The sequence below is a fragment of the Micromonospora sp. NPDC049081 genome (assembly GCF_040648835.1).
Classification (GTDB): domain Bacteria; phylum Actinomycetota; class Actinomycetes; order Mycobacteriales; family Micromonosporaceae; genus Micromonospora; species Micromonospora antibiotica.
In genome coordinates this window covers 201,674-226,557 of the sequence record NZ_JBEZEK010000004.1, presented here as the reverse complement: position 1 = coordinate 226,557, position 24,884 = coordinate 201,674, and the positions used below count along the sequence as shown (strand labels likewise).

Genomic DNA, 24,884 nt, shown 5'->3' with positions numbered 1-24,884 from the left:
CTCCTCAGGGTAGAGTGGACACATGTCCGGTTACCCCGACGAGCTTAGCGGACACGTGTCCGCTTCTGTCAAGGGCGCGGCGGCGTCCCGCGCCGACGCGCGGCGCAACCGCGAACGCATCCTGCGCGCCGCCCGCGACCTGGTGCACGAGCCGGGCGAGCTGAAACTCAACGCGGTGGCGAAGGCCTGCGGCATCGGACAGGGCACCCTGTACCGGCACTTCCCCACCCGGGAGGACCTGCTCGTCGAGGTGTACCGGCACGAGGTCGACGACCTGGTCACCGCGGCCCCGCAGCTGCTGGCCACCCACCCGCCGGTGGCGGCGCTGGCGGCCTGGTTCGACCGGGTGGCCGCCTACGCCCGGGTCAAGCGGGACGTGTTCGCCGCCGTCGAGGCGGCGACCTGGCGTGACCTCGCCGCGCACAGTCTCGGCCCGATCGGCGAAGCGGTGGAACTGCTGCTCGCCGCCGGCCGAGCAGCCGGCAGCATCCGTGCCGACGTCGAGGCCCGGGACGTCATCGTCCTGATCAGCTGGCTCTCCCGACTGGACGACTCCGAACTCGACAGCCGGGGGCCGCGCCTGCTGGCCATCCTCGTCGACGGTCTCCGCGCGCCCGGCGGGTGACCCGGACCTGCCGGGCGCGCGTCCCGGCGTCCCGGTGGCCGGCCCGGGTGGGAGGCACCGCCCCCGGCGGGATTGTCACCGGTAGCGGCTAGCCTGCCGTCATGGTCAGCGCCGAACTGGATGAGTTGGTCGTCCCCGATGCGGACGCGCTGCGCGCCTGGCTGTCGGCCCACCACGACACCTCTCCCGGAGTGTGGCTCGCCCTGACCCGCAAGGGCGGCACGGTCACCACCCTGACCTGGCAGCAGGCGGTCGACGAGGGGCTGTGCTTCGGCTGGATCGACGGGCAGGCCCGCAAGCGGGACCAGGAGAGTTCCTGGATCAGGTTCACCCCCCGCCGGGCGCGCAGCATCTGGTCGCAACGCAACGTCGCCCACGTGGCCCGGCTGGAGGAGCAGGGCCGGATGCAGCCCTCCGGCCGGGCCGCGGTGGAGGCCGCCAAAGCGGACGGGCGGTGGGCCGCGGCCTACGCCCCGGCGTCGGAGGTCGAGGTGCCCGCCGACCTGCTCGCCGCAGTCGCCGCCGACCCTGCCGCGCAGGCCATGTTCGACGTGCTCACCCGGGCCAACCTGTTCGCCCTCGTGCACCGGCTCAACGCGGTGAAACGGGCGCAGACCCGGGAGCGGAAGATCGGCGAGTTCGTCGCCATGCTGGCCCGCCACGAGACGCCCCACCCGCAGCGGGCCCGGCCGCCGCAGACTCCGTGACCCGGGGTGCCGCCCGACGCGCCTACCGGGACGGCGCGGGCCGGTCCCCGGCGCACAGGGCGTAGGTGTAGCCGTCCACCCAGCCCCGTTCGGCGTGCCACGAGTCGCCGACGCCGTGCTGCTCGCGGCGCATGCCGACCTTCTCCAGCACCCGCACCGAGGCGAGATTGTCGGCGAAGCACCCGGCGGTGATCCGGCGGACGCCCAACCGGGTGAACGCGTACGCCACCATCGCGGCGACCGCCTCGGTGGCGTAACCCCGCCCGCTGTGGGCGGGGTCGAAGATGTAGCCGAGCTGGGCCTCGGTCCGGCTCGGCATGCCCGGCTGCCCCATCCCGTCCAGCACGTCGAGCGAGACCGTGCCGATCACCAGGCCGTCCAGGACGACCGCCCGGCTGTGGTCGTCGGGGTCGTCGGCGGCGCGCTGCCAGGCCGCCCGGAACGCCGCCGGCTCCACCTCGGTCCGCAGCAGCCAGTACGTCACCTCGGGCAGGTTGCGGTATTCGAGGATGCGGTCGATGTCGCCGTCACCCACCGGGCGCAGGCTCAGGCGGGGCGTCCGCAGCGTGGTGCCGTCCATGCGGCCGGACTCTAACGCATCGTGGGCCCTGCCCCCGTCGTCGACGGGTCGCCCCACCCGTCGGATGGGGGCGTGCCCGCTGAGCTGCGCGCCCGGGCAGGTGGGCGGCCCCCGGGCGTGTTTGGATGGTCCGGTGGATCTGACTGTGACGGACGTGCCGGACCGGGAGCGGTTCGAGGCGCGCGACGAGACCGGGGCGCTGGCCGGACTGGTCACCTACCAGCTGACCGGTGCCATCATCGCCTACACGCACACCGAGGTCGACCCGGCGTTCGAGGGGCGGGGCGTCGGCTCGACGCTGGCCCGCGCGGTCATGGACGACGCCCGCGCCCGGGGTCGGACGGTGGTGCCGATCTGCCCGTTCCTCGCCGACTGGCTGGGCCGGCACCCGGAGTACGCGGACATCGTGGCCCGGTCCACCCGCAAGCTCAAGTAGAGGTCCCCGGTCGCCCGACGGTGTCGGGCCGGGCGTCGGGTCGCCCTGTGGTGAGCAGGTGTGAGCGCAGCGCATCGGCGGGGTTCACCTCCTTGACGGCGTCTGATTGTTGCGTTGACAATTCCAGCCTGTTAACGCTCACATGACACCGAGGAATCCCCCATGCGCTCAGCAGTTCCCCGGGACCACCACGCCACCCCCACCCCCCGCCGTTCCCGTACCGTCGCCGCCGCCACCCTGCTCACCCTCCTCGCCGCGCTGACCCCCGCCGTGGCGACCCCGGCCGACGCGGCAGCCGCCGACGTCACCGACGGGCTGCTGCTGCGCTACGACCTCGACCAGCGCACCGGCACCACGATCACCGACACCTCCGGTCACGGCAACGACGGCACCCTCGTCGGCGGCGGCACCTGGACCGGCCCGGACGGGCTGCTGCTCGACGGCGTCGACGACCACGTCAAGCTGCCGAACGACATCCTGGCCGGCCGGTCGTCGCTCACCGTCGCGGTCGACGTCCTCGTCGACCCGTCACAGCAGACCCCGTACTTCCTGTGGGGTCTGGGCAACCCGGCCACCTCCGCCGCCGGCACCGGCTACCTGTTCGCCAGCGGCGACGCGTTCCGTGCCGGCATCACCACCACCAACTGGGCCGGCGAGCAGGTCACCGGTGCCGGCGGCAACCTGACCCGAGGGGTCTGGAAGTCGGTCACCTACACCCAGACCGGCACCACCGGCACGCTCTACGCCGACGGCGCGCAGGTGGCCCGCAACACCGCCGTCACCGTGCCACCCAGCGCCGTCGGCAACGGCGTCACCACCAGCAACCACCTCGGCCGGTCCACCTACGCCACCGACCGGTTCCTCAAGGGACGGGTGGCGAACTTCCGGATCTACGACCGGGCGCTCACCCCCGCCGAGGTCGCCGCGATCGTGCGACCCGAGGAGTCCGACCAGACCCGGGCCGAGTCGGCCGCCGCCGCGCTGTCCCTGGTGCACCCCGACGACGTCCGGGGCAACCTCACCATGCCCGGCACCGGCCGGCACGGTGCGACCGTCACCTGGCGCTCGGCCCGACCCGAGGTGGTCGCCGCCGACGGCGTGGTGCGTCGACCCGCACCCGGAGCGGGCGACGTGACGGTCCCGGTGACCGCCACCGTCACCGTCGGCGCCGCCACCGCCGAACGGACCATCACACTGACCGTCCGCGAGCTGCCGGCCCCCGCGCCGTACGCCGGTTACGCGTTCAGCTACTTCACCGGCAACTCGATCGCCGGGGAGAAGATCTACTTCGCCGCCAGCCGGGGCAACAACGCCCTGCAGTGGACCGAGCTCAACGGCGGCCAGCCCAAACTGGAGTCGACCCACGGCACGCTGGGCCTGCGCGACCCGTTCCTGATCCGCAGCCCGGAGGGCGACCGGTTCTTCCTGATCGCCACCGACCTGTCCATCGGCCGCAACGGTGACTGGGACGCCGCCCAGCGCCGGGGCAGCCGCTACCTCGAGGTGTGGGAGTCCACCGACCTGGTCAACTGGTCGGCGCAGCGCCACGTCGAGGTGTCCCCACCCACCGCCGGCAACACCTGGGCGCCGGAGGCGTACTGGGACGCCGAGCGCGGCGAGTACCTGGTCTTCTGGGCGTCGAAGCTGTTCGCCGAGAACGACCCGAACCACACGGGGAACACGTACAACCGGATGCTGGCCGCGACCACCCGCGACTTCGTCACGTTCAGCCCGGCGACGATCTGGCAGGACCGGGGCGAGTCGCGGATCGACTCCACGATGATCCGCGAGGGCGACACCTACTACCGGTTCACCAAGGACGAGGGCGGCGGCGGCACCGGCTGCTCCGACATCATCCAGGAGAAGTCGACCTCGCTGACCGCCGTCGACCTGCCCGGCCGACCGTCGTGGACGATGCTCGACTCGTGCATCGGCCGTGACGCCGGCACCTCCGCCGTGGAGGGGCCCACCGTCTTCAAGGCCAACCCCGGCGACACCTCCGGCTCGCGGTACTACCTGTTCGTCGACGAGTACGGCGGCCGGGGTTACATCCCGCTGGGCACCGACGACCTGGCCGAGCCGAACTGGAAGGTGCCGGCGTCGTACCGGCTGCCGGCCAGCCCCCGCCACGGCACCGTCATCCCGGTGACCCGTGCCGAACTCGACGCGCTCAACGACGCGCCACCACCGGTGGACGCCAACGCCGACGGGGTGGTGGCCCACTACCGGCTCGACCAGACAGGCGGCGGTACGGTCACCGACGACTCCGGCAACGGCCACCACGCCACCCTGGCCGGGGACGCCCGCTGGGACGCGGGCAGCCTCACCCTCGGCGGCACCAACGGCCACGTCGACCTGCCCGACAACATCATGGCCGGCCTCGACGAGATCACCGTGTCGATGGACGTGAACATCGCCGCCGACCAGGCCACCCCGTACTTCCTCTGGGGGCTCGGCAACACCGACTCCGCAGGCGTCGGCAACGGTTACCTGTTCACCACCGGCAACGACTACCGCACCTCGATCAGCCTCGGCAACTGGACCGGCGAACAGACCGTCACCGGTGGCCGGGCGCTCCCCCGGGGAGCGTGGAAGACGCTGACGTACACCCTGAACCGGGCCGGCACCGCGCGGATCTACCTGGACGGGGTGCGGGTGGCCGAGAAGACCGGGCTGACCGTCGCCCCCGGTGACATCGGCGGCGGTCGGACCACCGCCAACTACCTGGGCCGCTCCCAGTACGCCAGCGACCGCTACCTCAAGGGCCGGATCCGCGACTTCTCCCTCTACAACCGGGCGCTCACCGACGCCGAGGTGGCCGCGTTGGGCAGCAACGGCACCAGCGTGGTCGCCGTCGAACTCGACAGTCTCAAAGTCCCGGCCATCGTGGACGCCGCCAGCGGCACCATCACCATGCCGGTCCGGCCGGGCACCGACCTGACCAGGCTCGCCCCGCGCTACCTGGTCGCGCCGACCTCCACGGTCAAGCCCGCCGGGCCGCGCAACTACACCCGACCGGTGACGGTCACCGTCACCAGCGCCGCCGGGGCCAGCCGGGCCTGGACGGTGCGGGCGGTGCCGATGACCACCCCGGTGCTGCCCGGCTTCAACGCCGACCCGAACATCGTCCGGTTCGGCGACACCTACTACATCTACGCCACCACCGACGGGTTCCCCGGCTGGGGCAGCTCGACGTTCACCGTCTGGTCCAGCCGCAACCTCGTCGACTGGACCGCCCACGACACCATTCTCGACCTCGGGCCGGACATCAGCTGGGCGGACACCAACGCCTGGGCGCCGGCCGCGATCGAGAAGAACGGGAAGTACTACCTGTACTTCTCGGCGCAGCAGAACATCGGCGTCGCGGTGGCCGACTCGCCCCTCGGGCCGTTCGTCGACCCGCTCGGCCGGCCCCTGGTGAGCAAGGCCGACTACGGCAACGCCCAGCAGATCGACCCGGCGGTGTTCACCGACGACGACGGGAAGAGCTACCTGTACTGGGGCAACGGCACCCCGTACGTGGTGCCGCTGAACGACGACATGGTCTCCTACGACGTCGGCAGGCGGGTCCGGTTGACCGGGCTCACCGGCTTCCGCGAGGGCCTGTTCATGCACAAGCGCAACGGCGTCTACTACCTGTCCTGGTCGATCGACGACACCGGCAGCGAGAACTACCGGGTCGGTTACGGCATCGGCAGCAGCCCGCTCGGGCCGTTCACCAGCAAGGGGGAGATCCTCACCAAGGACCCGGCCCAGGGCATCCTGGGCACCGGCCACCACTCGATCATCCAGGTGCCCGGCACCGACGACTGGTACGTGGCGTACCACCGGTTCGCCATCCCGGGCGGCGACGGCACCCACCGGGAGACCACCATCGACCGGTTGTACTTCGCCGACGACGGCACCATCGAACCGGTGGTGCCCACGCTCAGCGGCGTCGAGCCGCTGCGTTACCGGGGCGGGCAGCCCCGGCTGCGGATCACCGACCCGGGCGCCGACGGCTGGTACGGCGCGAACGCCGCTCTCACCCTGGCCCACGGCGAGCTGATCCGGCTGGTGGAGTACCAGATCGACGGGGGAGGCTGGTTCCCGTACCGGGAGCCGGTGGCCCTGCCGGCGGGCCGGCACACGGTGCAGTACCGGGCGCAGGGGGTCAACCTGTTCTGGAGCGCACCGTGGTCGGTGTCGGTGCAGGTGGACCGGGTGGCGCCGACCGCCGAGGCGACGCTGGCGGGCCGCACGGTGGTCGTGACCGGCCGCGACGGCGACTCCGGGGTGGCCCGGGTGGAGTACCGCCTCGACGGTGGGGAGTGGACCACCTGGACCGGGCCGGTGCCGCTGGACGACCTGGCGCACGGGGTCCGCTACCGCGCGGTCGACGTGGCCGGCAACGTCGGCGAGGTGGGCGTCCTGCGGGTCCCGGCGGTCAGGTAGCCGCCGCCCGCCCGCGCCGCCGCGTCAGCCGCCCGCGCCGCCCGACCGGAGCACGGTCGGGCGGTGCGGGCGGGGCGTTGCCCGGGGCGGGCCGGTTCCCGCGTGGCTGCGCCCGGCGGTCGTCGCCGCCGGGCGTGGCCGGGGGTCTCGCCGCCGGGCGTGGCCGGGGGTCACCGGCGTTCGGTCGACCAGGTGCCGGTCCGGCCGGTGGGGTGGCCATGGTGCCCGTCACGGTGGTGCCGTCGACCGTGGCCGGGGTAGGCGGCGGTACCGGTCAGCCACCGCGCGCCGGATGGGCCGGGCGTACGACGCGGTGACGGGTCAGGCCGACACCTGGTCCGAGCCGGAGCACGATGCGATTCCGGCATCTCACATACCGGTAGCCGCAGTGGGCGGGCCCGGGGCGTACGGCCGGTCGGTGGACGTAGACGCGTCCGAAGTCCGTTGATGATGTCGGGCGAGGGCCTGCCGTACCTCGTCCACGGTGCTGACCCAGCGGGTCGGCCCCTCCCCGACGCCGGTGGTCCCGTCAGCGCCGCCCGGGGCGGGCCCGACCGCGTCGGGGGGCACCGGCCCGCACACCCCGGGGCGGACCGGGCCGGCGTCGTCCGGATGCCGGGCGGCGAGCAGGGCCGACCAGCGCCGGACCTGGTCGGCCCAGACCCCGCCGCCCGGGGTCAGGTGCAGGTGGAAACGGGGGTGCCGGGTCAGCCAACCCCGGACCGCCGCCGCCCCGTGCGACGCCGGGTCGTCGGCGATCACGTGCACCAGCAGGCCGGCGGGCACCGCCCGGTCCACCGCCACCAGGAACCGCCGGTACGCGGCCGCGCGTCGCCGCCGGTGCGGGCCGTCCTCCTCGCCGGGTGCGGGCGACCCCGGCCGGTACGGTTCGGGCCCGCCCGGGGCCGGGCTGCCGCTGACGGCGAAGCGGTCGTCCCGGGGCGTGGCGCAGAGCACCAGGGCCTGCTCCGGGGGGTGGCGGTAGAGCCCGACCAGGGCGACCACCGAGGCGACGAACCCCGGATCGGCCGCCAGGGTCGGGCCGTCCTGCAGGTGCGGGCGCAGGTCGAACTGTCGCCAGATCCGGCCGACCGTGGACGCCGACAGCCCGGTGTGGGCGGCCATCGAGGCCCGGGACCACCGCCGGGCCGGGGCGGGCGTGCCGCCGAGGGTGGCCGCCACCACCCGGTCCACCTGCTCGGGACGCACCGAGGTGGGCCGGCCGGTACGCACTTCGTCGGCGAGCCCCGACAGCCGGGCGGCGGCGAACCGGGAACGCCATTTCCCGACCGTCGCGGGTGAAACGTTCAACCGGGTCGCGACCTCGATATTCGTGGCCCCGTCGGCGCATGCCAAAACGATGCGGCAGCGAATGGCGAACGCCTGCGTCGAGTGGGCCGCGCGGGCCCCCCTCGCCAGTTGTTCCCGTTCCTCGTCGGTGAGCACCAGCCTGGCCTTCGGTCGCCCCTTCCCCATGCCCGGATCCTATCCGGATATGACACGGACTAATGACGCACGACGATGTGGGTTACGGTTGCTCCGACGGTTGCCCTGGACGATTCACGACGCGACTGAGTATGGTCCCGACGAGTCCCGAGAGTTGGGGGAAGGGACCGCTGCCGCAACGTTGCCGTGGCCCGTGTGGTGATCTGACATGGGGGGACCGCTTCAGTGACCACGACCGATCTTCATGAGAACATGACCTCGATCTGCGCCGACGTGTTGAACAGGGCCACCGTCGGCCCCGACGACGATCTCGTCGAGCTCGGCATGGACTCGGTGGGCGCGGTGGAGATCGTGACCCGGGTCGAGGCGGCGTACGGGGTGGACGTGGTCGACGTCATCTTCGACACGCCCACGGTCAACCGGCTCTGCGCCGTCGTCGAGGAGTCCGCCGTCCGCGACGAGTCGCATGCCTAGTCCGCTGGTCGAGCCGGATCTCACCGTCACGGCGAACCTGCTGGACCTCGTCTCCCAGGCCGCCGCGGCCTACGGCGACGACCCGTACCTGCTCCCGGCGGAGCCCGGCGGGCGGGTGGTCAGCTTCACCGACGTGCTGACCTTCACCCGGGGCTGTGCGGCGCTGCTCGACGAGCACCGGGTGCCACCGGGCGGCCGGGTGGCCGTGGTCCTGCACAACTCCTCGCTGGCCGCGCTGCTCTTCCTCGGGATCATCGCCGCCGGGCGGATGCTGGTGCCGCTGAACCCGAAGTCCGGCCCGGCCGAGCTGGACACCCTGCTCGCCCACGCCGACGTCAGGCTGGTGCTCGGTCCGTCGGCGACCGCCGCGAAGGCGTCGCCCGGCCGGCGCTGGCTGCCTGTAGACGACGCGGAGGTGTTCCTCACCGAGGTCCTCGACCGAGGCGTCGCGCACCCGGGGGACCTGCCCGCACCTCCGGGCGGCGCGGCGGGGGACGCCGAGATCGTGTACACCTCCGGTTCGACCGGCGCGGCCAAGGGGGTGGTGCTGTCGCACCGCGCCCTGCTGGCCAACTCGCTGGCCATGGTGAAGTGGGCCGACGCGGGCCGCGACGACGTCTTCCTCAACGTCATCCCCATGCTGCACGTCGGTGGGCAGGGCCTGCCCACGCTGACGCCGTTGTGGTCCGGGGGGCGCTCGGTCTGCGTCCGCTCGGAGGTGGCGCTGGCCCGGTTCTGGACCTACGTGGACCGGTTCCGGCCCACCTGGACCCTGGTGGTCAACGCCTACCTCGCGCACCTGGTCGAACGACCGCAACGACCGGCCGCCAGCCGGCTCAAGGGGGTCCTCGCCGGTGGCTCGGCGCTCAGCCCCGAGCTGATCCACCGGTTCGAGGCCACCTTCGACATCCCGGTGTTCCAGGTCTACGGCATGACCGAGATGACCTCCCTGACGGTGGTGGAGCCCCGGGACCGTCGGCCGGCCGACCGCCGTACGGCCGGGCTGCCGGTGCCGTTCGCCCAGGTGCGGGTCGTCGACGAGGCCGGCCGGGACGTCCCGCCGGGGGAGAGCGGCGAGGTGCTGATGCGCGGGCCGAGCATCTTCACCCGGTACGAGCAGGCGCCGGAACTCACCGCCGGGCGGCTGGTCGACGGCTGGGTCCGCAGCGGCGATCTCGGCCACCTCGACGAACGCGGTGAGCTGACCATCGTCGACCGGATGGACAGCATGGTCATCGTCAGCGGGGAGAACGTCTATCCCGCCGAGATCGAGAACGTCGTGCCGCAGCTCGACGGGATCGAAGACGCGGTGGTCGCCGCGCTGCCGCACCCGGTGACGGGGGTGGAGCTGGTGCTGGTCTACACCCTGCTGCCCGGCGCGGAGGCCCGGGACGACGAATGGCGTGCGCTGTTGCTGAAACAGCTCAGCGCCTTCAAGGTGCCGCGCCGGTTCGTGCCGGTCAAGGAGATCGGGGTCGACAGTTTTCCGCGTACTCCGCTCGGCAAGATCCAACGGTCGGACGTGCGCAGGCTGGCGATCGAGAACCTGACCTGACGTCACCGTCGGTGGCGGGCGAGGAGGAACGGGGGAATTTTCGCAGGGGATCGGGTCACCGGGAGTCGTCCCGGGTCCGTCGTGGCGGCGCGGTAGCGCCGGTGTCCCCTTTTCCGTAATTTGCGGGTGTGAATGGCGACAGGAGGCGGTCTGCGTTATGTCGGTGGAGATCCTTGACGACGAAGAAGTGGTGGTCCGTACCCCCGAAGAGCTGAAGCGGATGCCTCGGGCCTACCAGAAGGCACTGATCAGTCAAATCATGATCAATACGGAGGGTGAGCTCTCCGGTGGCGACGACTACACGATGATGTTCCTGCCGCTGGCGCCCAACGCCGAGGAGCGTCAGGTCTGCGCCGAGCGGGCCGCCGAGGAGTACGACCACTACAAGATCGGCAAGCGGGTGCTGGCCGAGATCGGCATCGACACCTCGCACATGGAGAGCCAGACCATCGAGGAGCGTCGGCTCTTCGCCGACAAGCGGCTGCACCAGTGCACCACCTGGGCCGAGCGGGGCATCTACTCCTACATCGGCGAGGAGAGCGCCCTGATCATGATTAAGGAGTTCGCCCAGGGCAGCTACAAACCGTGGGCGGACGCGGTCCGGACGATCATCCTGGACGAGAAGATCCACATCGCGCACGGTGCCCGGGTCTGCCGCAACCTCGCCACCACCGACGAGGGACGCGAGCAGTTGCAGGCCGCGTTGGACCGGCTCTGGCCGGTGTTCCGCGACCTGTTCGGCACGCCCGAATCCGAGCGCTCCAAGCGGGCGGTCCGGTACGGCCTGCGCCGCACCACCAACGGCGAGGCCTTGCAGCAGTGGGAGGACACCGTCGTTCCCCGGATCCACGCACTGGGGCTCGTCGTCCCGTCCGCAGGCACCTGAGAGGACGGTCATGCCCACTCCCATCGCGATCAATCCCCGTCCGCTGTCCCGGCGGGAGGCAAAGACCCGTCTGGCGTCCCTGCTGGCCGACCGCCCCGACCTGGCCGCGCGGTTGCAGGTCGTACGGGACATGGGCCGCCGGGTCAGCGCGACCGAGGTGCACCTCACCACCACCTGCAACATCCGGTGCAAGGGGTGCTGGTACTTCGAGGGCGGCTTCGACGCGGCCGTCCCCGAGACCTCCGACCCGGAGCTGATCTCCCGGTTCGTGGACTCGCTCGTGGCCAAGGGCGTCACCCAGGCGACCCTGATCGGCGGCGAGCCGACCCTGGTCCTGCCCCGGGTGGTGCCGTTCGTCGAGCGGCTGCCGTACGTGACCATCTCCACCAACGGCATCCGGCCGCTGCCCATGGTCGGCTTCGAGCAGGTCGCGGTCGCCATCAGCCTGTTCGGCGGCGGCCCGCTCGACGACGCGCTGCGCGGCTACCGGGTCAACGGCTCGTCGTTCTCCGGGCTGTTCGAGACCGCCCTCGGGCACTACCGCAACGACCCCCGGGTGATCTTCGTGTACGCGCTGTCGGAGGAGGGTCTGCGGTACGTCGAGCCGACCGTCCGGGCCATCCAGGACAACGGCAACCAGGTCACCTTCAACTTCTACTCCGCCCACGGCAGCGACCACGCCCTGCGCATCGAGAACGAGCAGCGCACCCTCGCCGAGGCGCTCCGGGTCAAGCAGGCGTACCCCGAGACGGTGGTCTGCCACCCGTACTTCATCGAGGCGCTGATCACCGGGCGCACCCACTGGGACGGCCAGTTCGGCTACGACGTCTGCCCCAGCATCAGCGTGGACCACCCGGACCACGCCGAGCGGATCCGCAACGGCAACCCGGTCCTGGACGGCTTCGCCGTCTACGGCGCCGACTACCAGACCCTCCAGTTCTGCTGCACCTCCGGCAACTGCGCGGACTGCCGGGACAGCCAGGGCGTCTACAGCTGGCTGCTGGTCAGCATGAACCGCTTCCTCGACGACAGCGGCCGGCTGGAGACCTGGCTGGAGCTGGCCGAGAGCTACTGGCGGCAGTGGTACTGGGCGCAACGGCACCACACCAACCTCGCCCGCCAGGCCCCGCTCGCCGCCTAGGCGACCCGCACCGAGAAAAGGAGCACCGGATGTCCTCTCCATCGACTGAGATCACCGCCCCTGCCGTCGAGGAGCGCCTGCGCGCCGAACTGATCGACCTCGGCGTCGAGGAGGACGCGATCAGCGCCGACGCCAAGTTCGACGCGCTCGACATCGACTCGCTCGACGTGGCCGACCTGATGGCCATGGTCGTCAAGGAGTACGGGGTGGAGATCCCGCGCAGCGAACTCGCGGACGTCACCGTCGGTCAACTCGTCGAGCGGATCGTGGCGGGCGCGTCGCGTTGAGCTCGTTGCTGAGCCTGGACAAGCGCACCTACCTGGTCACCGGGGTCCTCAACAACGAGTCCATCGCCTGGCACGTGGCGGCGGCCCTGCAACGGGAGGGCTGCGAGGTCATCCTCACCTCGTACGGGCGGGTCGGCCGGATCACCCGACGGGTGGCCGAGCTGCTGCCGTCCCGCCCCGAGGTGCTCGAACTGGACGTGATGTCCGACGCGAGCGTCGACGAGCTGGCCGAGGCGATCGGCAGCCGCTGGGGGCAGCTCGACGGGGTGCTGCACAGCATCGCCGCCGCCCCGCCCGACGCGTTGGGGGCCGGGTTCGTCACCGCCGCAGCCGGTGGGGTGCTCGACGGGTTCCGCGCGTCGGCGTACTCGTTCCAGCAGCTCACCACCGCGCTGTCGCCGCTGCTGAGCCAGGCCCCCGGCGGCGGCGCGGTGGTCGGGCTGACCGTCGACTCGACCCGGGCGCTGCCCGGATACGGGTGGATGGGGGTCTACAAGTCGGCGCTGGAGGCGGTCTGCCGCTACCTGGCGATGCACCTCGGCCCGACCGGGATCAGGGTCAACCTCGTCGCCGCCGGGCCGGTCGAGACCGTGTCGGCGCGCGGGGTGCGCACCTTCTCCGCCCTGGCCGACCAGTACGAGCGGTGGGCGCCGCTGGGCTGGGACCGCGCCGACCCGGCCCGGGTGGTCGGGGCGGTGCTGTTCCTGCTGTCGGACCTGTCCCGGTACACCACCGGGCAGGTGGTGCACGCCGACGGCGGCATGCACGCCGTCTTCGGCGGCGTCGCGGCCCCCGGACCGGCTGCGGCCCCGGGGCCAGCCCCGGCTCCGGCGGCACCGTCGCCACCAGACACCGCCGGCTGACACACACTGCGGGGAGGGACTGTGCGTCTCGTCATCAAAGGCACGGCCGAGCCACTCGTGGGGGAGTTCGACGTTCCGGCGTCGAAGTACCACGCGCACCGGGCGCTGATGCTCGCGTCGCTGGCCGACGGGACCAGTCGCATCCACGGCGCCTGCCACGCCGGTCACGTGCAGCACACCATCCGGGCGCTGCGTGACCTCGGCACGGCCGTCACCGTCGAGGACGACGCCTTCGTGGTGCGCGGCGGCCGGTACCGTCCGGTGCGGCCGGAGATCTCGGTCGGCAGCTCCGGCACCACGCTCTACTTCCTCACCGGGCTGGCCGCCCTGGCCGACACCCCGGTCGGCATCACCGGGCAGAAGTACTTCCGACGGCGGCCGATCCGCCCGCTGCTCGACGCCCTCGCCGGCATCGGTGTGGAGATCAGCTCGACCGGCGGACTGCTGCCGATCCGGGTCGCCGCCCGCCCGCCGACCGGGGGCCGGGTACGGATCCCCGGCACCCTCTCCCAGTGGATCTCCAGCCTGCTGCTGGTCAGCCCGTTCGCCACCGGGCCCACCACGATCGAGGTGGTCGGTGAGTTCAACGAGCGGTCCTACGTCGACCTGACGGTCGCGATGATGCGCCAGTTCGGCCTGCACGTGCAGGTCAGTGGCGACGGCCGCCGGTACGACGTCGAGGCCGGCCAGCGGCCCACCCCGGCGGTGGTACGGCTGCCCCCGGACGTCGGCGCCGCCGCGTTCGGCCTGGCCGCGACCGCCCTGCACCCGTCCGACGTGCTGTTCCGGGGCCTGCCGGCGGTCCCCGCCGGGGAGCTGGACCATCCGGAGGCGCACCTGCTGGACAGCCTCACCACCATGGGCGTGCCGTTGACCCGTGACCCGGCGACCGGCTGGATCAGGGTGCGCCACGACGGGCTGCGGCTGGCCCCGGTGCGGGTGGACTGCCGCGCGGTGCCCGACATGCTGCCGGTGCTCAGCGTCCTCGGCTCCCACGCGCACGGCACCACCGTGCTGGACAACGTGGCCCACGTACGGCTCAAGGAGTCCGACCGGGTGACGGCGATGCTGCAACTCAACCGGATGGGCGGTCGGCTACGGCTCGACGGCGACCGGCTCGTCTGCGAGGGGGTCGGGCAGTTGCGGGAGGCCGACCTGTCCTCGTTCAACGACCACCGGGTGTTGATGGCGCTGGCGGTGGCCGCCTCCCGGGCCACCGGCGAGACCCGGCTGACCTACCCGAACGCCCACCGGATCTCCTTCCCGCAGTTCCTCGACCAGATGAACGGCGTCGGCCTCAACATGTCGGTCGACCGGGCCCGCGCCCGCCGCCTGCCCCGACCCGCCGCCGGCGAGCCGGCCGGTTGGTTGCGCCCCGACAACCCGCGGCCGGCCCGCCCGTCCCCGGTGTCACCGGCCGGGACACCACCGGGTGCGACGCCGGCACCGACGCCGACGTCGTCGGTCGGGGTATCGGCACCGACCCCACCGGTGGTGACGCCGACGCCGTCGGTCGGGGTGTCGGCACGGGGGCGGTCGGTGGCGCTGCCGTCACCGTCGCGGCTGGCCGAGACACCCGTCGCCGAGCTGGTCCGTCGGCACGCCGGTGCGCGCCCCGACGCCGAGGCCGTGATCGAGGCGGCCTCGCCGGGGCGGCCCGGCACCACGCTGAGCTGGGGCGAGTTGGACCGCCGGGCCGACCAGGCGGCGTCGTTGCTGCGGGAGCTGGGGGTGGGCCCCGGCGAGGTGGTCGCCTGGCAGTTGCCGAACTGGACCGAGTTCGTGGTGCTCACCCTGGCCACCACCCGGATCGGCGCGGTCTGCTGCCCGCTGATGCCGTTCTTCCGGGAACGCGAGATGGGCCGGCTGCTGCGCCGCTCCCGGGCCCGGGTGCTGGTGGTCCCCGACCGGTTCCGGGGTCGCGCGCACCTCGCCGAGACCGCGGCGATGCTGGCCGGCCCGGACGCCCCGGGCGTGGCCCACGTCCTCGTCGTCGCCGGCCACACCACCCCGGACAGCCACACCACCGCCGATGGCACCGTCATCCCGGACAGCCATACCAGCCCCGACGGCACCGTCATCCCGGCCGGCACCGCCGCACCGGACGACGCCGCCGGACTGCCGGCGGACACCACGGACCTGCGCTGGCAGTGGTTCGGCCCGGCGCTGGCCCGGCAGCGTCCCGACGGCGCGGCACCGGCCGCCCACCGGCCCGACCCGGCGGCGCTGGCCCAGCTGATGTTCACCTCCGGCACGTCCGGGGAGCCGAAGGGCGTGCTGCACCGCGTCGACACGCTGACCCGGGCCGCCGCGATGCAGGCCCGGCACCTCGGCCTGACCGCCGCCGACCGGTTGTTCATCCCGTCACCGCTGGCCCACCAGACCGGCTTCCTCTACGGCATGTGGCTGGGCTTCACCATCGGCGCACCCGTGGTGCTGCAACCGCTCTGGGACGGCCGGACCGCGCTGGAGACGCTGCACCACACCCGTTCCACCTTCGTCCAGGCGGCCACCCCCTTCCTCGCCGACCTCGTCGAGGCCGTGGAGACGGGCGGGCAGCCACCACCGGCGCTGCGGGTCTTCGTCGCCACCGGCGCGGCGGTGCCCCGCAACCTCGCCGAACACGCCACCCGGACCCTCGGCGCGGCGGTCTGCGGGGCCTGGGGCTCCACCGAATCGTGCCTCGGCACGCTCGGTGCGCCGACCGACGCGCCGGCACACGCCTGGGGCACCGACGGGCGGGCGCTGGAGGGGATCCGGATCAGGGTGACCGACGACGCCGGCACCGTCCTCGGCCCCGGCGTGGAGGGCAACTTCGAGGTCGCCGGGGACTGCCTGTTCGCCGGCTACCTCGACCGCCCCGACCTGACCGCGGCGGCGCTCACCCCGGACGGCTGGTACCGCAGCGGCGACCTGGCCACCATCGACGACGCCGGCTACCTGCGGATCACCGGCCGGGTGACCGACGTGGTCAACCGGGGCGGCGAGAAGATCCCGGTGGCGGAGGTGGAGCAACTGCTGCACACCCACCCCGCCGTGCGCGAGGTGGCGATCGTGGCGATGCCCGACCCCCGCCTCGGCGAACGGGCCTGTGCGTTCGTGGTGACCCGCGGGGCATTCGGCTTCGCCGAGATGCAGCGGTTCCTCGACGGCCACAAGGTCGCCAAACAGTACTGGCCCGAGCGGCTGGAGACCGTCACCGCGCTGCCCCGCAACGTGGTCGGCAAGGTGCAGAAGTTCGTGTTGCGTGACCAGATCAGCGCAACGATCGGCGAGGAGGCAGAGTGACCCAGGCCGATGGCACGTCGTTCGAGACGTTGGCCCGCGAGGTCGAGGCGTTCGTCCGGGGCCCCGGCGAGGCGTACGCGACGGTGATCGAACGCGACCGCAGTGTCCCCGCGCAGCTCTGGACCGACCTGCGTGACCGGGGCTACCTGCGCCTCGCCGCGCCGGTCGACTACGGCGGGGCCGGCCTGTCCTTCACCCAGTACCTGCACCTGCTCGAACTGTTCTCGATGTCGCACGCCTCGCTGCGGATGATCGTGCACGTGTCCAACGGGGTGTGGCGCTCCATCGACCAGTTCGCCTCCGACGAGCAACGCAAGAAGTTCGTGCTGCCGCAGGTCGCCGGGGACCTGCGGGTCGCGTTCACGCTCACCGAACCGACCGCCGGCACCGGGGCCGACCTGCGCGCCAGCGTGACCCGCGACGGCGACAGCTACCTGCTCAGCGGGGAGAAGCACCTGATCACCTTCGGGGTGAGCTGCGACTACTGGCTGCTGTTCGCCCGGTGCGCGGGCAGCACCGGCAAGGACGGCACGGTGGCGCTGATGGTGGACCGGAACGTCGAGGGCGTCCGGGTCCACCCGATGCCCGACACCATGGGTGTACGCGGCACCGACCACGCGCACCTGACCTTCGACCGGGCGCCCGTGCCGGTCGCCAACCGGCTCGGCGAGGAGGGCGACGGGTTGGCCGTCGCGCTCGGCGGCTTCCTCACCCCGAGCCGGATCGGCGTGGCGATGACCTGCGTGGGGCTGGCCCGTCGGGCGCAGGAGCTGGCCGTCGAGCACGCCGGCAACCGGGTCACCTTCGGCAAACCGCTGGCGGCCCGGCAGGCGGTCGCGTTCGCGCTCGCCGAGAACGCCGCCGACATCGAGGCCGCCCGGCAGCTCACCCTGCACGCCGCCCGCCGCTGGGAAGCGGGCCAGAGCGACGCCGGGGCGCTGTCCTCGATGGCCAAGCTGGTCGCGGTGGACATGCTGACCCGGGTCACCGACAAGGCGTTGCAGGCGCACGGCGGCATCGGCTACTGGGAGGGCAGCACCATCGAACGGGTCTACCGCGACGCCCGCGCGCAGCGCTTCGAGGAGGGCACCAACGAGATCCAGAAGACCGTGATCGCCCGGGAGATCCTGGCGGCCGGACGATGACCGGCTACCAGGGGCGTACCGCGCTGATCACCGGCAGCTCCCGGGGCATCGGCCGGGCGCTGGCGCTCACCCTGGCCCGGGGCGGCGCCTCGGTGGTGGTCAACTACAAGAAGAACGCCGAACTCGCCGAGCAGGTCCGCAAGGAGATCGAGCAGCTCGGGGGGCGGGCCGTCGCGGTCGCCGCCGACGTGGAGCAACCCGAGGAGATCGAACGGCTCTTCGCGGTGGTCGAGCGGGAGTTCGGCACCCTCGACTACTTCGTGTGCAACGCGGCAGCCAGCTCCTTCAAGAACATCATGGACCTCAAGCCGCACCACCTGGACCGGTCGTACGCGATGAACATGCGCTCGTTCGTGCTGGGCGCGCAGCAGGCGGTGCGGCTGATGCCCGACGGCGGCCGGATCGTCGCGCTGTCCAGCTACGGCAGCATCCGCGCCTACCCGACGTACGCGAACCTGGGTGCGGCCAAGGCCGCGATCGAGGCGTGGGTGCGGTACATGGCCGTGGAGTTCGCCGGCCGGGGCATCAACGTCAACGCGGTCAACGGCGGCATCATCGAGACCGAGTCGTCCGGCTACTTCTACGACGTGCCCGGCATGGCCCCGCTGTCCGGGGTGCTGCCGCTGATCCCCAAGCAGCGGATGGGCACCGCCCAGGAGGTCGCCGACGTGATCGCCTTCCTGCTCTCCCCGGCCGCCGAGTACGTCACCGGGCAGACCCTGGTGGTGGACGGCGGGCTGTCGATCGTCGCGCCGCCGTTCACCCGGGACCTGAGCGGTCCGCTGGCATGACGACCGGGCTGGAGCGGGTGTTGCGTCCCGGCCGCATCGGTCGGCTGGCGCTGCCGCACCGGATCGTGATGGGGGCGATGCACCTGGGTTGGGAGAACCGGGACGACGACGGTCGGGCGTTGGCGGCGTTCTATCTGGCCCGGGTCGCCGGGGGTGCCGGGCTGATGGTCACCGGGGGTGCTGCGGTCAGCGCCGCCGGTGCCGACGTGCCCGGCTTCGGGGTGCTCGACGACGCCGCCTTCCGGGACCGGCTGCGCCGGGTCGCCGGTGAGGTCGGCGCGGCCGGTGGCCTGCTCGCCCTCCAGCTGTTCCACGCCGGACGGTACGCCCGGCCGGCGGCCGACGGTCCCCGCCCGGTCGCCCCGTCGGCGGTGCCCAGCCCGATCTCCCGGCTCACCCCGGACGCGCTGCCCGCCGCCGGGGTCGCCCGGATCGTCGAGGACTTCGCCCGGGGCGCACACCATGCCCGGGAGCTCGGCTTCAGCGCCGTGGAGATCATGGGCTCGGAGGGCTATCTGATCGACCAGTTCCTCTCCCCGTTGACCAACCGGCGCGACGACGAGTGGGGCGGCGATCCGCAGCGCCGGATGCGGTTCGGGGTGGCCGTGGTGCGGGCGGTCCGCGCCGCGGTGGGCGCCGACTTCCCGGTGGTGATGCGGATGACCGGCGACGACCTGCTGCCCGGCGGCACCGACCGGGACACGGTGGCGCAGTACGCGCGGGCGCTCGTCGCCGCCGGTGCCGACGCGTTGAACGTCGGCGTCGGCTGGCACGAGTCACCCGTCCCGACGGTGCAGGCGGTGGTGCCGCCGGGGCACTGGGTGCCGGTGGCGTCGGTGGTCAAGGCCGCCGTGGGCGGGCTGCCCGTACTGGCCAGCAACCGGATCAACCGGCTGACGCAGGCCGAGGCGATCCTGGCCGGCACCACACTGGACCTGGTGTCGATGGCCCGGCCGTTCCTGGCGGACCCGGCGCTGGTCGAGCGCAGCCGTGCGGGCCGCCCGGTGAACATCTGTGTGGCGTGCAACCAGGCCTGCATAGACCGTTCGCTGGTCGGTGCGGTGGTGTCCTGCATGGTCAATCCGCTCGTCGGCCGGGAGGCCGACCCCGGGTCCGGTGCCGCGCCGGCCGGGACCGACCCGACGGCCTCGGCCGAACTGCCGGCCTCGACCGACCCGACCGGCTCGGCCGACCCACCGATGCCGGCCGAGCCGGTGATCCACGTCGAGCCGGTGACCCGCGCCGGGCCGGTGGTGCGGGTCGGAGCGGTGGCCGGGTCCCGGGCGGTGGCGGTGGTCGGTGCGGGCCCCGCCGGGCTGCGCGCCGCCCACGACCTGGCCCTGGCCGGGCACCGGGTCACCGTCTACGAGGCGGACCGCGAACCCGGCGGGCAGTTCCGGCTGGCCTGCCGGGTGCCCGGCAAGGCCGACTACGCCGAGACGATCCGGTTCCTCACCGCCGAGCTGACCCGGCTGGGCGTGGTGCTGCACACCGGCCGGCCGGTCGCCGGGGCCGACGAGGACCTGCTGCGCCGCTACGACGGGGTGATCGTCGCCACCGGGGTGGTGCCGAGGCGGCCGGACCTGCCCGGCGGGGCCCTGCCGCACGTGCGCGACTACGGCACGGCCTTCACCGACGACGCGCTCGGCCGGCGGGTCGCCGTGATCGGCGGCGGTGGCATCGCCGTGGACCTGGCCCACCTGGCCAGCGAGCCGGGTGCCGGCCCGCCCCGGCAGGTCACCATCCTGCTGCGCGGTGACCGGCTCGCCCCCCGGATGGGACGCTCCACCCGGTGGGCGGTGCTCGCCGAGTTGCGCCGCCGGCAGGTGACGGTGGTGACGGGCGTCCGGGGCCTGCGTGTCGACCCCGACGCCGTGCACCTGGTCGACGGCACCGGCGCGGCCCGGTCCGTACCCGCCGACACGGTGGTGGTCGCCGCCGGCCAGCTGCCCGCCGACGCCCTGGTGCGGACGGTACGCCGGGTCGGGGTCTGGCACCGGGTGGTGGGCGGCGCCCGCGACACCGTCGGCTTGGACGCGGTCCGGGCGATCGCCGAGGGGCACGCCGCGGCGTTGGCGTTCCAGCGGGCCGCCCGCGGCACCGGTCGGGCCCTGCGGGTCGGGGAGCCGGCATGACCGCCGACGCGACGGCCTCCGACACCGTGGCCGGGGTGCTGCGGCGGACCGCCGAGGACCGGTGGCGCATCGTCAGGTTGCTGCCCCGGGCGGGTGGCCCGGCGGTGTGCGCCGCCGTGGTGGTCAACCTGCTGCTCGCCGCCGCGCCCGTGCTGTTCGTCGTCGCGACGAGCCGGATGATCGGGTGGCTGCCGCAGGCGGTCCGCGACGGCGTCGACGCGCCGGCCTTCGGTCACCTGGTGACCGCGTTCGTGGTGGCGGCGGGCGCGCTCAGCGCCCAGCAGCTGCTGGCCCAGCTGCAGGTCGCCACGGGTCTGCTGGTGCAGCGGCGGATCGACGGGTGGGTGGCCGACGAGCTGATGACGGCGGCGTTGAGCAGCGTCAGCACGACCCCGCTGGAGGACCAGGCGCTGCTCGAACAGCTCACCGAGGCGTCCCGCGAGGTCGAGCACGGCATCCAGAGTCCGGGGGCGGCGGGTGCCGGGATGCTGGCCCTGCTCGCCCGCTACGGACAACTCCTCGGGTACGCGGTGATCGTCGGAGCGGCCTTCGCCTGGTCGGCGGGGCTGGGCCTGCTGGTGGCCGTGCTGGCGTTCCGGCACGGGCAACGCGGTGGCCTGCGCCGGTACGCGGCGATCTACGGTTCGGTGGTGGCCCGGATCCGCCGGCTGACCTACTTCCGGGGTGTGGCGATGGGCCGGCCGGCGGCCAAGGAGATCCGCATCTTCGGCCTGCTGCCGTGGTTGCGTGAGCAGTACCGGGAGGCGTACCTGGACTGGATGCGCCCGGTGTGGGCGCAGCGGCGACGGGTCTACCTCAAGCCCTACTTCCTCTACACGGCGGTCGGACTGACGGTGCTCGTCGCCGTGCTCGCCGCGCTGGGCCTGGCCGGTGGCGACGGGCAGGTCGGGCTGACCCGGCTGGCGCTGGTGATCCAGGCCGTGCTGGCGGCGGTCCAGCTCGGGGAGTTCTATCCCGAGGCCGACGTGCAGACCCAGTTCGGCATGAACGCCTACCGGGCGGTGGGCGAGTTCCGGGCCGGGATGCGCGACCGGACGGCCACCGGGGACGTGGCCGCCGGCCCCGCCGTCGAGCCTGCGTCGGGTCGGGCCGGCGACCGGCCGGCCGGCCCGGTGGACATCCGCTTCGAGGCGGTGTCGTTCCGTTACCCGCACCGCACCACACCGGTCTTCACCGACCTGGACCTCACCCTGCCGGCCGGGGCGTGCACCGCGATCGTCGGGCTCAACGGTGCCGGCAAGACCACCCTGGTCAAGCTGCTGTCCCGGCTGGCGCTGCCCGACGCGGGCCGGATCACCGTCGGCGCGACACCGGTCGACGACCTCCCGCCGGCACACTGGCGACGCCACCTGGCGGTCATCTTCCAGGACTTTCTGCGCTACGAGACCAGCGCCGCCGACAACATCGCGTTGGGTGCGATCGCCCACGCCGACGACCGGGAGGGCATCCGTGCCGCCGCCGACGCCGCCGGCATCCTCGACACCCTCGACGCGTTGCCGCTGGGGCTGGACACCCCGCTGACCGGTCAGCTCCGCGACGGGGTGGACCTGTCCGGCGGGCAGTGGCAGCGGGTGGCCATCGCGCGGGCGCTGTTCGCCGTCCGGCACGGCGCATCGGTGCTGGTCCTCGACGAGCCGACGGCGAGCCTGGACGTCCGGGCCGAGGCGCGGTTCTTCGACGAGATCATCGCCGCCACCACGGGGGTCACCACGGTGCTGATCTCGCACCGGTTCGCCACCGTACGCCGGGCGGACCACATCGTCGTGCTGGAGCAGGGGCGGGTGGTGGAGCAGGGTTCGCACGAGGAACTGCTCAGCCGGGGCGGCCGGTACGCCCGGCTGTTCAGCCTCCAGGCGCAGCGCTTCGCCGCCCACCCGGACCCCGTGACGTCCGACGCCACCGACGCCGGCCCGCCAACCGCCGGCCCGCCAACCGCCGGCCCGCCAACCGCCGGCCCGCCAACCGCCGGCCCGCCAACGGCCGGCCCGGTGGACGGCGGCGCGGTGGACGGCGATCTCGACGGTGGCCCGCTGGATGCCGGTGGCGCAGCGGCGGACGTCGGGTCGCCGGGGAGCACCCGATGAGCCGCGGGCTGCTCTCCGCCGGGTGGTCGCTGTGGCGGACGTCGCTGCACCAGGACCGGCGCAAGGCGCTCACCGCGCTGGCCCTGGTCGTCGCCGGGGCGGTGGCGTGGCCCCTGGTGGCGGTGTTGCTGCGGGTGTTCTTCGATGCGGTCACCGCCGGCCGGCCGGTCACCGCGGGCGTCGCCGGCGTCGGCGTGGCGGTCCTGTTGATCGCCGGCCTGACCCTCGGCCACTTCGCCCACATCGCCTACTTCGAACTCGCCGAACTCGACGTCCTGCACGTGCACCAGCAGCTGATGGACGTCACCAACGGGTCGTCCGGGATGGCGCACGTCGAGCGGCCCGACTTCGCCGACAAGATCACCGTGTTGGAGCAGGACGTCCAACAGCTCCGGGTCGGTCTCCAGGCCGTACTCACCGGTGTCGGGCTGGCCGTGGCGATGACGCTGACGACGGTGGTGCTGGCCGTACTGCATCCGTTGCTGTTGCTGCTGCCGTTGGCCGCCGTGCCGCCGCTGCTGGCCGGGCGGCGGGCTGAGCGGATGGTGAACCGGGCCCGGGAGGGGGGTGCCGAATCCACCCGCCGCGCCCTCGGGCTGTTCCGGCTCAGCACCGATGCCGCCGCCGGCAAGGAGTTGCGGATCTTCGGCCTGACCGGCGAGGTGCGGCGGCGGCACCGCGGACACTGGCAGGACGCCACCCGACGGTTGTGGCGGGCCCAGCTGGTGGCGAGCCTGGTGCGGATGACCGGGCAGTTGGCGTTCACGGCCGGTTACATCGGGGCGGTCCTGGTGATCCTGCGCGACGCCGTCGCCGGCCGGCGCGGGGTGGGTGACGTCATCCTGGTCGTCACCATCGCGGCGCAGGTCAATCAGCAGGTCGCGGCGGCGGTCGGGGTGTTGCAGGACCTCCAGCGGCTGCGCAGCGTCTACCGTCGGCTCGACGAGGTGCACGACCTGGTGCGTACCGCCGACCGCCCCGCGCCGCCCGGTCACGCCGCCGCGCCCGGTCATCCCGCGTCGGTCGACCACCCCGTGTCGGTCGACCTGCCCACCCCGGTCGACGAACCGTCTCCGGTCGACCACCCGGGGTCGGTCGACGCGTGGTCGGTGGGCGGCGACCCGACGTCCGGCGGCGACACCGCCCGGGACACCGGGGGTGCGGGTCTGCCGCCGGCCCGGCTGCGGGAGGGCATCCGGCTGGCCGGGGTGACGCTGCGCTACCCCGGTGGGTCGCAGCCGGTGGTCATGGGCATCGACCTGCACCTGCCGGCGGGCGCCACCGTCGCCGTCGTCGGCGAGAACGGCGCCGGCAAGACCACAGTGGTCAAACTGCTCTGCGGCCTGCTGGCACCGACGTCCGGCCGGATTCTCGTCGACGGGGTCGAGCTGGGGGAGCTGTCGGTGCCGCGCTGGCGTGAGCGGATCGCCGCCGGTTTCCAGGACTTCGTCCGGTTCGAGCTGCCGGCCCGGCACACCGTCGGCGTCGGTGACCTGCCGCGCCGCGACGACGACCCGGCGGTACGGGCGGCGCTGGGCCGGGCCGGCGCCGAGGACCTGATCGGGCAGCTCGACGCCGGTCTGGACACCCCGCTCGGCCGTAGCCACACCGACGGCGCCGAGCTGTCCGGCGGGCAGTGGCAGAAACTCGCCCTCGGCCGGGCGTTCATGCGCGACGACCCACTGCTGGTCGTGCTGGACGAGCCGACCGCCGCGCTCGACGCGGAGGCCGAGCACGCGTTGTTCGCCCGCTACCGCGACCAGGCGCGCGAGGTGGCCGGCCGGACCGGCGCGGTCAGCGTGTTCGTGTCCCACCGGTTCTCCACCGTGCAACTGGCCGACGTGATCGTGGTGCTCGCCGACGGTGGCGTCGCCGAGGTCGGCAGCCACGCCGACCTGCTCGCCGCCGGCGGCCACTACGCCGAGATGTTCGAACTCCAGGCCAGGGCGTACCGGTGACCGGCCCCCATCGATTCCGGAGGACAAG

The 24,884-nt window shown here is 73.2% G+C and carries 18 protein-coding genes; 16 read left to right on the top strand and 2 right to left on the bottom strand.

Annotation, left to right across the window (positions count from 1 at the left end; all coding sequences use genetic code 11):
* Positions 1 to 22: 22 nt before the first annotated feature.
* Both AB0B63_RS09675 and AB0B63_RS09670 read left to right on the top strand, forming a co-directional pair.
* Positions 23 to 625, top strand: coding sequence for a TetR/AcrR family transcriptional regulator (locus AB0B63_RS09675; RefSeq protein ID WP_357016381.1), 603 nt, complete (start codon positions 23 to 25; stop codon positions 623 to 625).
* Between the two features lie 101 nt (positions 626 to 726).
* Positions 727 to 1,332, top strand: a complete 606-nt coding sequence (locus tag AB0B63_RS09670; RefSeq protein WP_208566729.1) for a YdeI/OmpD-associated family protein — start codon at positions 727 to 729, stop codon at positions 1,330 to 1,332.
* A 22-nt stretch (positions 1,333 to 1,354) separates the two neighbouring features.
* Here the strand turns inward: AB0B63_RS09670 and AB0B63_RS09665 are convergent, their stop codons facing one another.
* On the bottom strand, positions 1,355 to 1,912 hold the full coding sequence (locus AB0B63_RS09665) for a GNAT family N-acetyltransferase (protein ID WP_357016378.1): 558 nt from the start codon (positions 1,910 to 1,912) through the stop codon (positions 1,355 to 1,357).
* A 133-nt stretch (positions 1,913 to 2,045) separates the two neighbouring features.
* Here AB0B63_RS09665 and AB0B63_RS09660 point away from each other — a divergent pair, with 133 nt between their 5' ends.
* Together AB0B63_RS09660 and AB0B63_RS09655 are read left to right on the top strand one after the other, a co-directional pair.
* Entirely contained in the window at positions 2,046 to 2,348 is a 303-nt protein-coding gene (locus AB0B63_RS09660) for a GNAT family N-acetyltransferase (RefSeq protein ID WP_357016375.1), read from the top strand.
* 162 nt (positions 2,349 to 2,510) lie between these two features.
* Positions 2,511 to 6,782 (top strand): family 43 glycosylhydrolase, encoded by a 4,272-nt coding sequence (locus AB0B63_RS09655; protein WP_357016373.1) that lies wholly within the window; start codon positions 2,511 to 2,513, stop codon positions 6,780 to 6,782.
* Positions 6,783 to 7,151: 369 nt separating this feature from the next.
* Here the strand turns inward: AB0B63_RS09655 and AB0B63_RS09650 are convergent, their stop codons facing one another.
* The gene (locus AB0B63_RS09650; RefSeq protein WP_357016370.1) at positions 7,152 to 8,258 is read right to left on the bottom strand and encodes a helix-turn-helix domain-containing protein; all 1,107 of its coding nucleotides are present in this window, start codon (positions 8,256 to 8,258) and stop codon (positions 7,152 to 7,154) included.
* Between the two features lie 195 nt (positions 8,259 to 8,453).
* Here AB0B63_RS09650 and AB0B63_RS09645 point away from each other — a divergent pair, with 195 nt between their 5' ends.
* The 12 genes from AB0B63_RS09645 (at position 8,454) to AB0B63_RS09590 (ending at position 24,856) form a co-directional block, all read left to right on the top strand.
* A complete protein-coding gene (locus AB0B63_RS09645; RefSeq protein WP_357016366.1) occupies positions 8,454 to 8,702 on the top strand; it encodes an acyl carrier protein in 249 nt (82 codons plus the stop codon).
* Complete coding sequence (locus AB0B63_RS09640) at positions 8,695 to 10,257, top strand: class I adenylate-forming enzyme family protein (RefSeq protein ID WP_357016363.1); 1,563 nt, start codon at positions 8,695 to 8,697, stop codon at positions 10,255 to 10,257. Before AB0B63_RS09645 ends, AB0B63_RS09640 begins: the two co-directional genes overlap by 8 nt.
* A gap of 163 nt (positions 10,258 to 10,420) precedes the next feature.
* A complete protein-coding gene (locus AB0B63_RS09635; RefSeq protein WP_208566722.1) occupies positions 10,421 to 11,143 on the top strand; it encodes a Phenylacetic acid catabolic protein in 723 nt (240 codons plus the stop codon).
* Positions 11,144 to 11,153: 10 nt separating this feature from the next.
* Positions 11,154 to 12,284 carry a 4Fe-4S cluster-binding domain-containing protein gene (locus AB0B63_RS09630; protein WP_357016360.1) on the top strand — a complete coding sequence of 377 codons (1,131 nt, stop codon included), beginning with the start codon at positions 11,154 to 11,156 and terminating at the stop codon, positions 12,282 to 12,284.
* A gap of 29 nt (positions 12,285 to 12,313) precedes the next feature.
* Positions 12,314 to 12,571, top strand: a complete 258-nt coding sequence (locus AB0B63_RS09625) for a phosphopantetheine-binding protein (protein ID WP_208566720.1) — start codon at positions 12,314 to 12,316, stop codon at positions 12,569 to 12,571.
* Entirely contained in the window at positions 12,568 to 13,434 is an 867-nt protein-coding gene (locus AB0B63_RS09620) for an SDR family oxidoreductase (protein ID WP_357016356.1), read from the top strand. The genes AB0B63_RS09625 and AB0B63_RS09620 overlap by 4 nt, the downstream gene beginning before the upstream one ends.
* A gap of 21 nt (positions 13,435 to 13,455) precedes the next feature.
* On the top strand, positions 13,456 to 16,722 hold the full coding sequence (gene aroA, locus AB0B63_RS09615) for a 3-phosphoshikimate 1-carboxyvinyltransferase (RefSeq protein ID WP_357016353.1): 3,267 nt from the start codon (positions 13,456 to 13,458) through the stop codon (positions 16,720 to 16,722).
* Entirely contained in the window at positions 16,719 to 17,867 is a 1,149-nt protein-coding gene (locus AB0B63_RS09610) for an acyl-CoA dehydrogenase family protein (RefSeq protein WP_357016349.1), read from the top strand. The genes aroA and AB0B63_RS09610 overlap by 4 nt, the downstream gene beginning before the upstream one ends.
* Complete coding sequence (locus AB0B63_RS09605) at positions 17,864 to 18,658, top strand: SDR family oxidoreductase (RefSeq protein ID WP_208566717.1); 795 nt, start codon at positions 17,864 to 17,866, stop codon at positions 18,656 to 18,658. The genes AB0B63_RS09610 and AB0B63_RS09605 overlap by 4 nt, the downstream gene beginning before the upstream one ends.
* Entirely contained in the window at positions 18,655 to 20,793 is a 2,139-nt protein-coding gene (locus AB0B63_RS09600; RefSeq protein ID WP_357016344.1) for an FAD-dependent oxidoreductase, read from the top strand. The genes AB0B63_RS09605 and AB0B63_RS09600 overlap by 4 nt, the downstream gene beginning before the upstream one ends.
* On the top strand, positions 20,790 to 22,898 hold the full coding sequence (locus tag AB0B63_RS09595) for an ATP-binding cassette domain-containing protein (protein WP_357016341.1): 2,109 nt from the start codon (positions 20,790 to 20,792) through the stop codon (positions 22,896 to 22,898). The genes AB0B63_RS09600 and AB0B63_RS09595 overlap by 4 nt, the downstream gene beginning before the upstream one ends.
* A complete protein-coding gene (locus AB0B63_RS09590) occupies positions 22,895 to 24,856 on the top strand; it encodes an ABC transporter ATP-binding protein (protein ID WP_357016338.1) in 1,962 nt (653 codons plus the stop codon). Before AB0B63_RS09595 ends, AB0B63_RS09590 begins: the two co-directional genes overlap by 4 nt.
* Positions 24,857 to 24,884: the final 28 nt, after the last annotated feature.

Bases quoted from the DNA above. Each gene is read 5' to 3' on its own strand.
- AB0B63_RS09600 (WP_357016344.1), top strand. From the start codon at position 18,655: ATGACGACCGGGCTGGAGCGGGTGTTGCGTCCCGGCCGCATCGGTCGG.
- AB0B63_RS09625 (WP_208566720.1), top strand. From the start codon at position 12,314: ATGTCCTCTCCATCGACTGAGATCACCGCCCCTGCCGTCGAGGAGCGC.
- AB0B63_RS09595 (WP_357016341.1), top strand. From the start codon at position 20,790: ATGACCGCCGACGCGACGGCCTCCGACACCGTGGCCGGGGTGCTGCGG.
- AB0B63_RS09640 (WP_357016363.1), top strand. From the start codon at position 8,695: ATGCCTAGTCCGCTGGTCGAGCCGGATCTCACCGTCACGGCGAACCTG.
- AB0B63_RS09675 (WP_357016381.1), top strand. From the start codon at position 23: ATGTCCGGTTACCCCGACGAGCTTAGCGGACACGTGTCCGCTTCTGTC.
- AB0B63_RS09590 (WP_357016338.1), top strand. From the start codon at position 22,895: ATGAGCCGCGGGCTGCTCTCCGCCGGGTGGTCGCTGTGGCGGACGTCG.
- AB0B63_RS09630 (WP_357016360.1), top strand. From the start codon at position 11,154: ATGCCCACTCCCATCGCGATCAATCCCCGTCCGCTGTCCCGGCGGGAG.
- AB0B63_RS09665 (WP_357016378.1), bottom strand. From the start codon at position 1,912: ATGGACGGCACCACGCTGCGGACGCCCCGCCTGAGCCTGCGCCCGGTG.
- AB0B63_RS09655 (WP_357016373.1), top strand. From the start codon at position 2,511: ATGCGCTCAGCAGTTCCCCGGGACCACCACGCCACCCCCACCCCCCGC.
- AB0B63_RS09670 (WP_208566729.1), top strand. From the start codon at position 727: ATGGTCAGCGCCGAACTGGATGAGTTGGTCGTCCCCGATGCGGACGCG.
- AB0B63_RS09605 (WP_208566717.1), top strand. From the start codon at position 17,864: ATGACCGGCTACCAGGGGCGTACCGCGCTGATCACCGGCAGCTCCCGG.
- AB0B63_RS09650 (WP_357016370.1), bottom strand. From the start codon at position 8,258: ATGGGGAAGGGGCGACCGAAGGCCAGGCTGGTGCTCACCGACGAGGAA.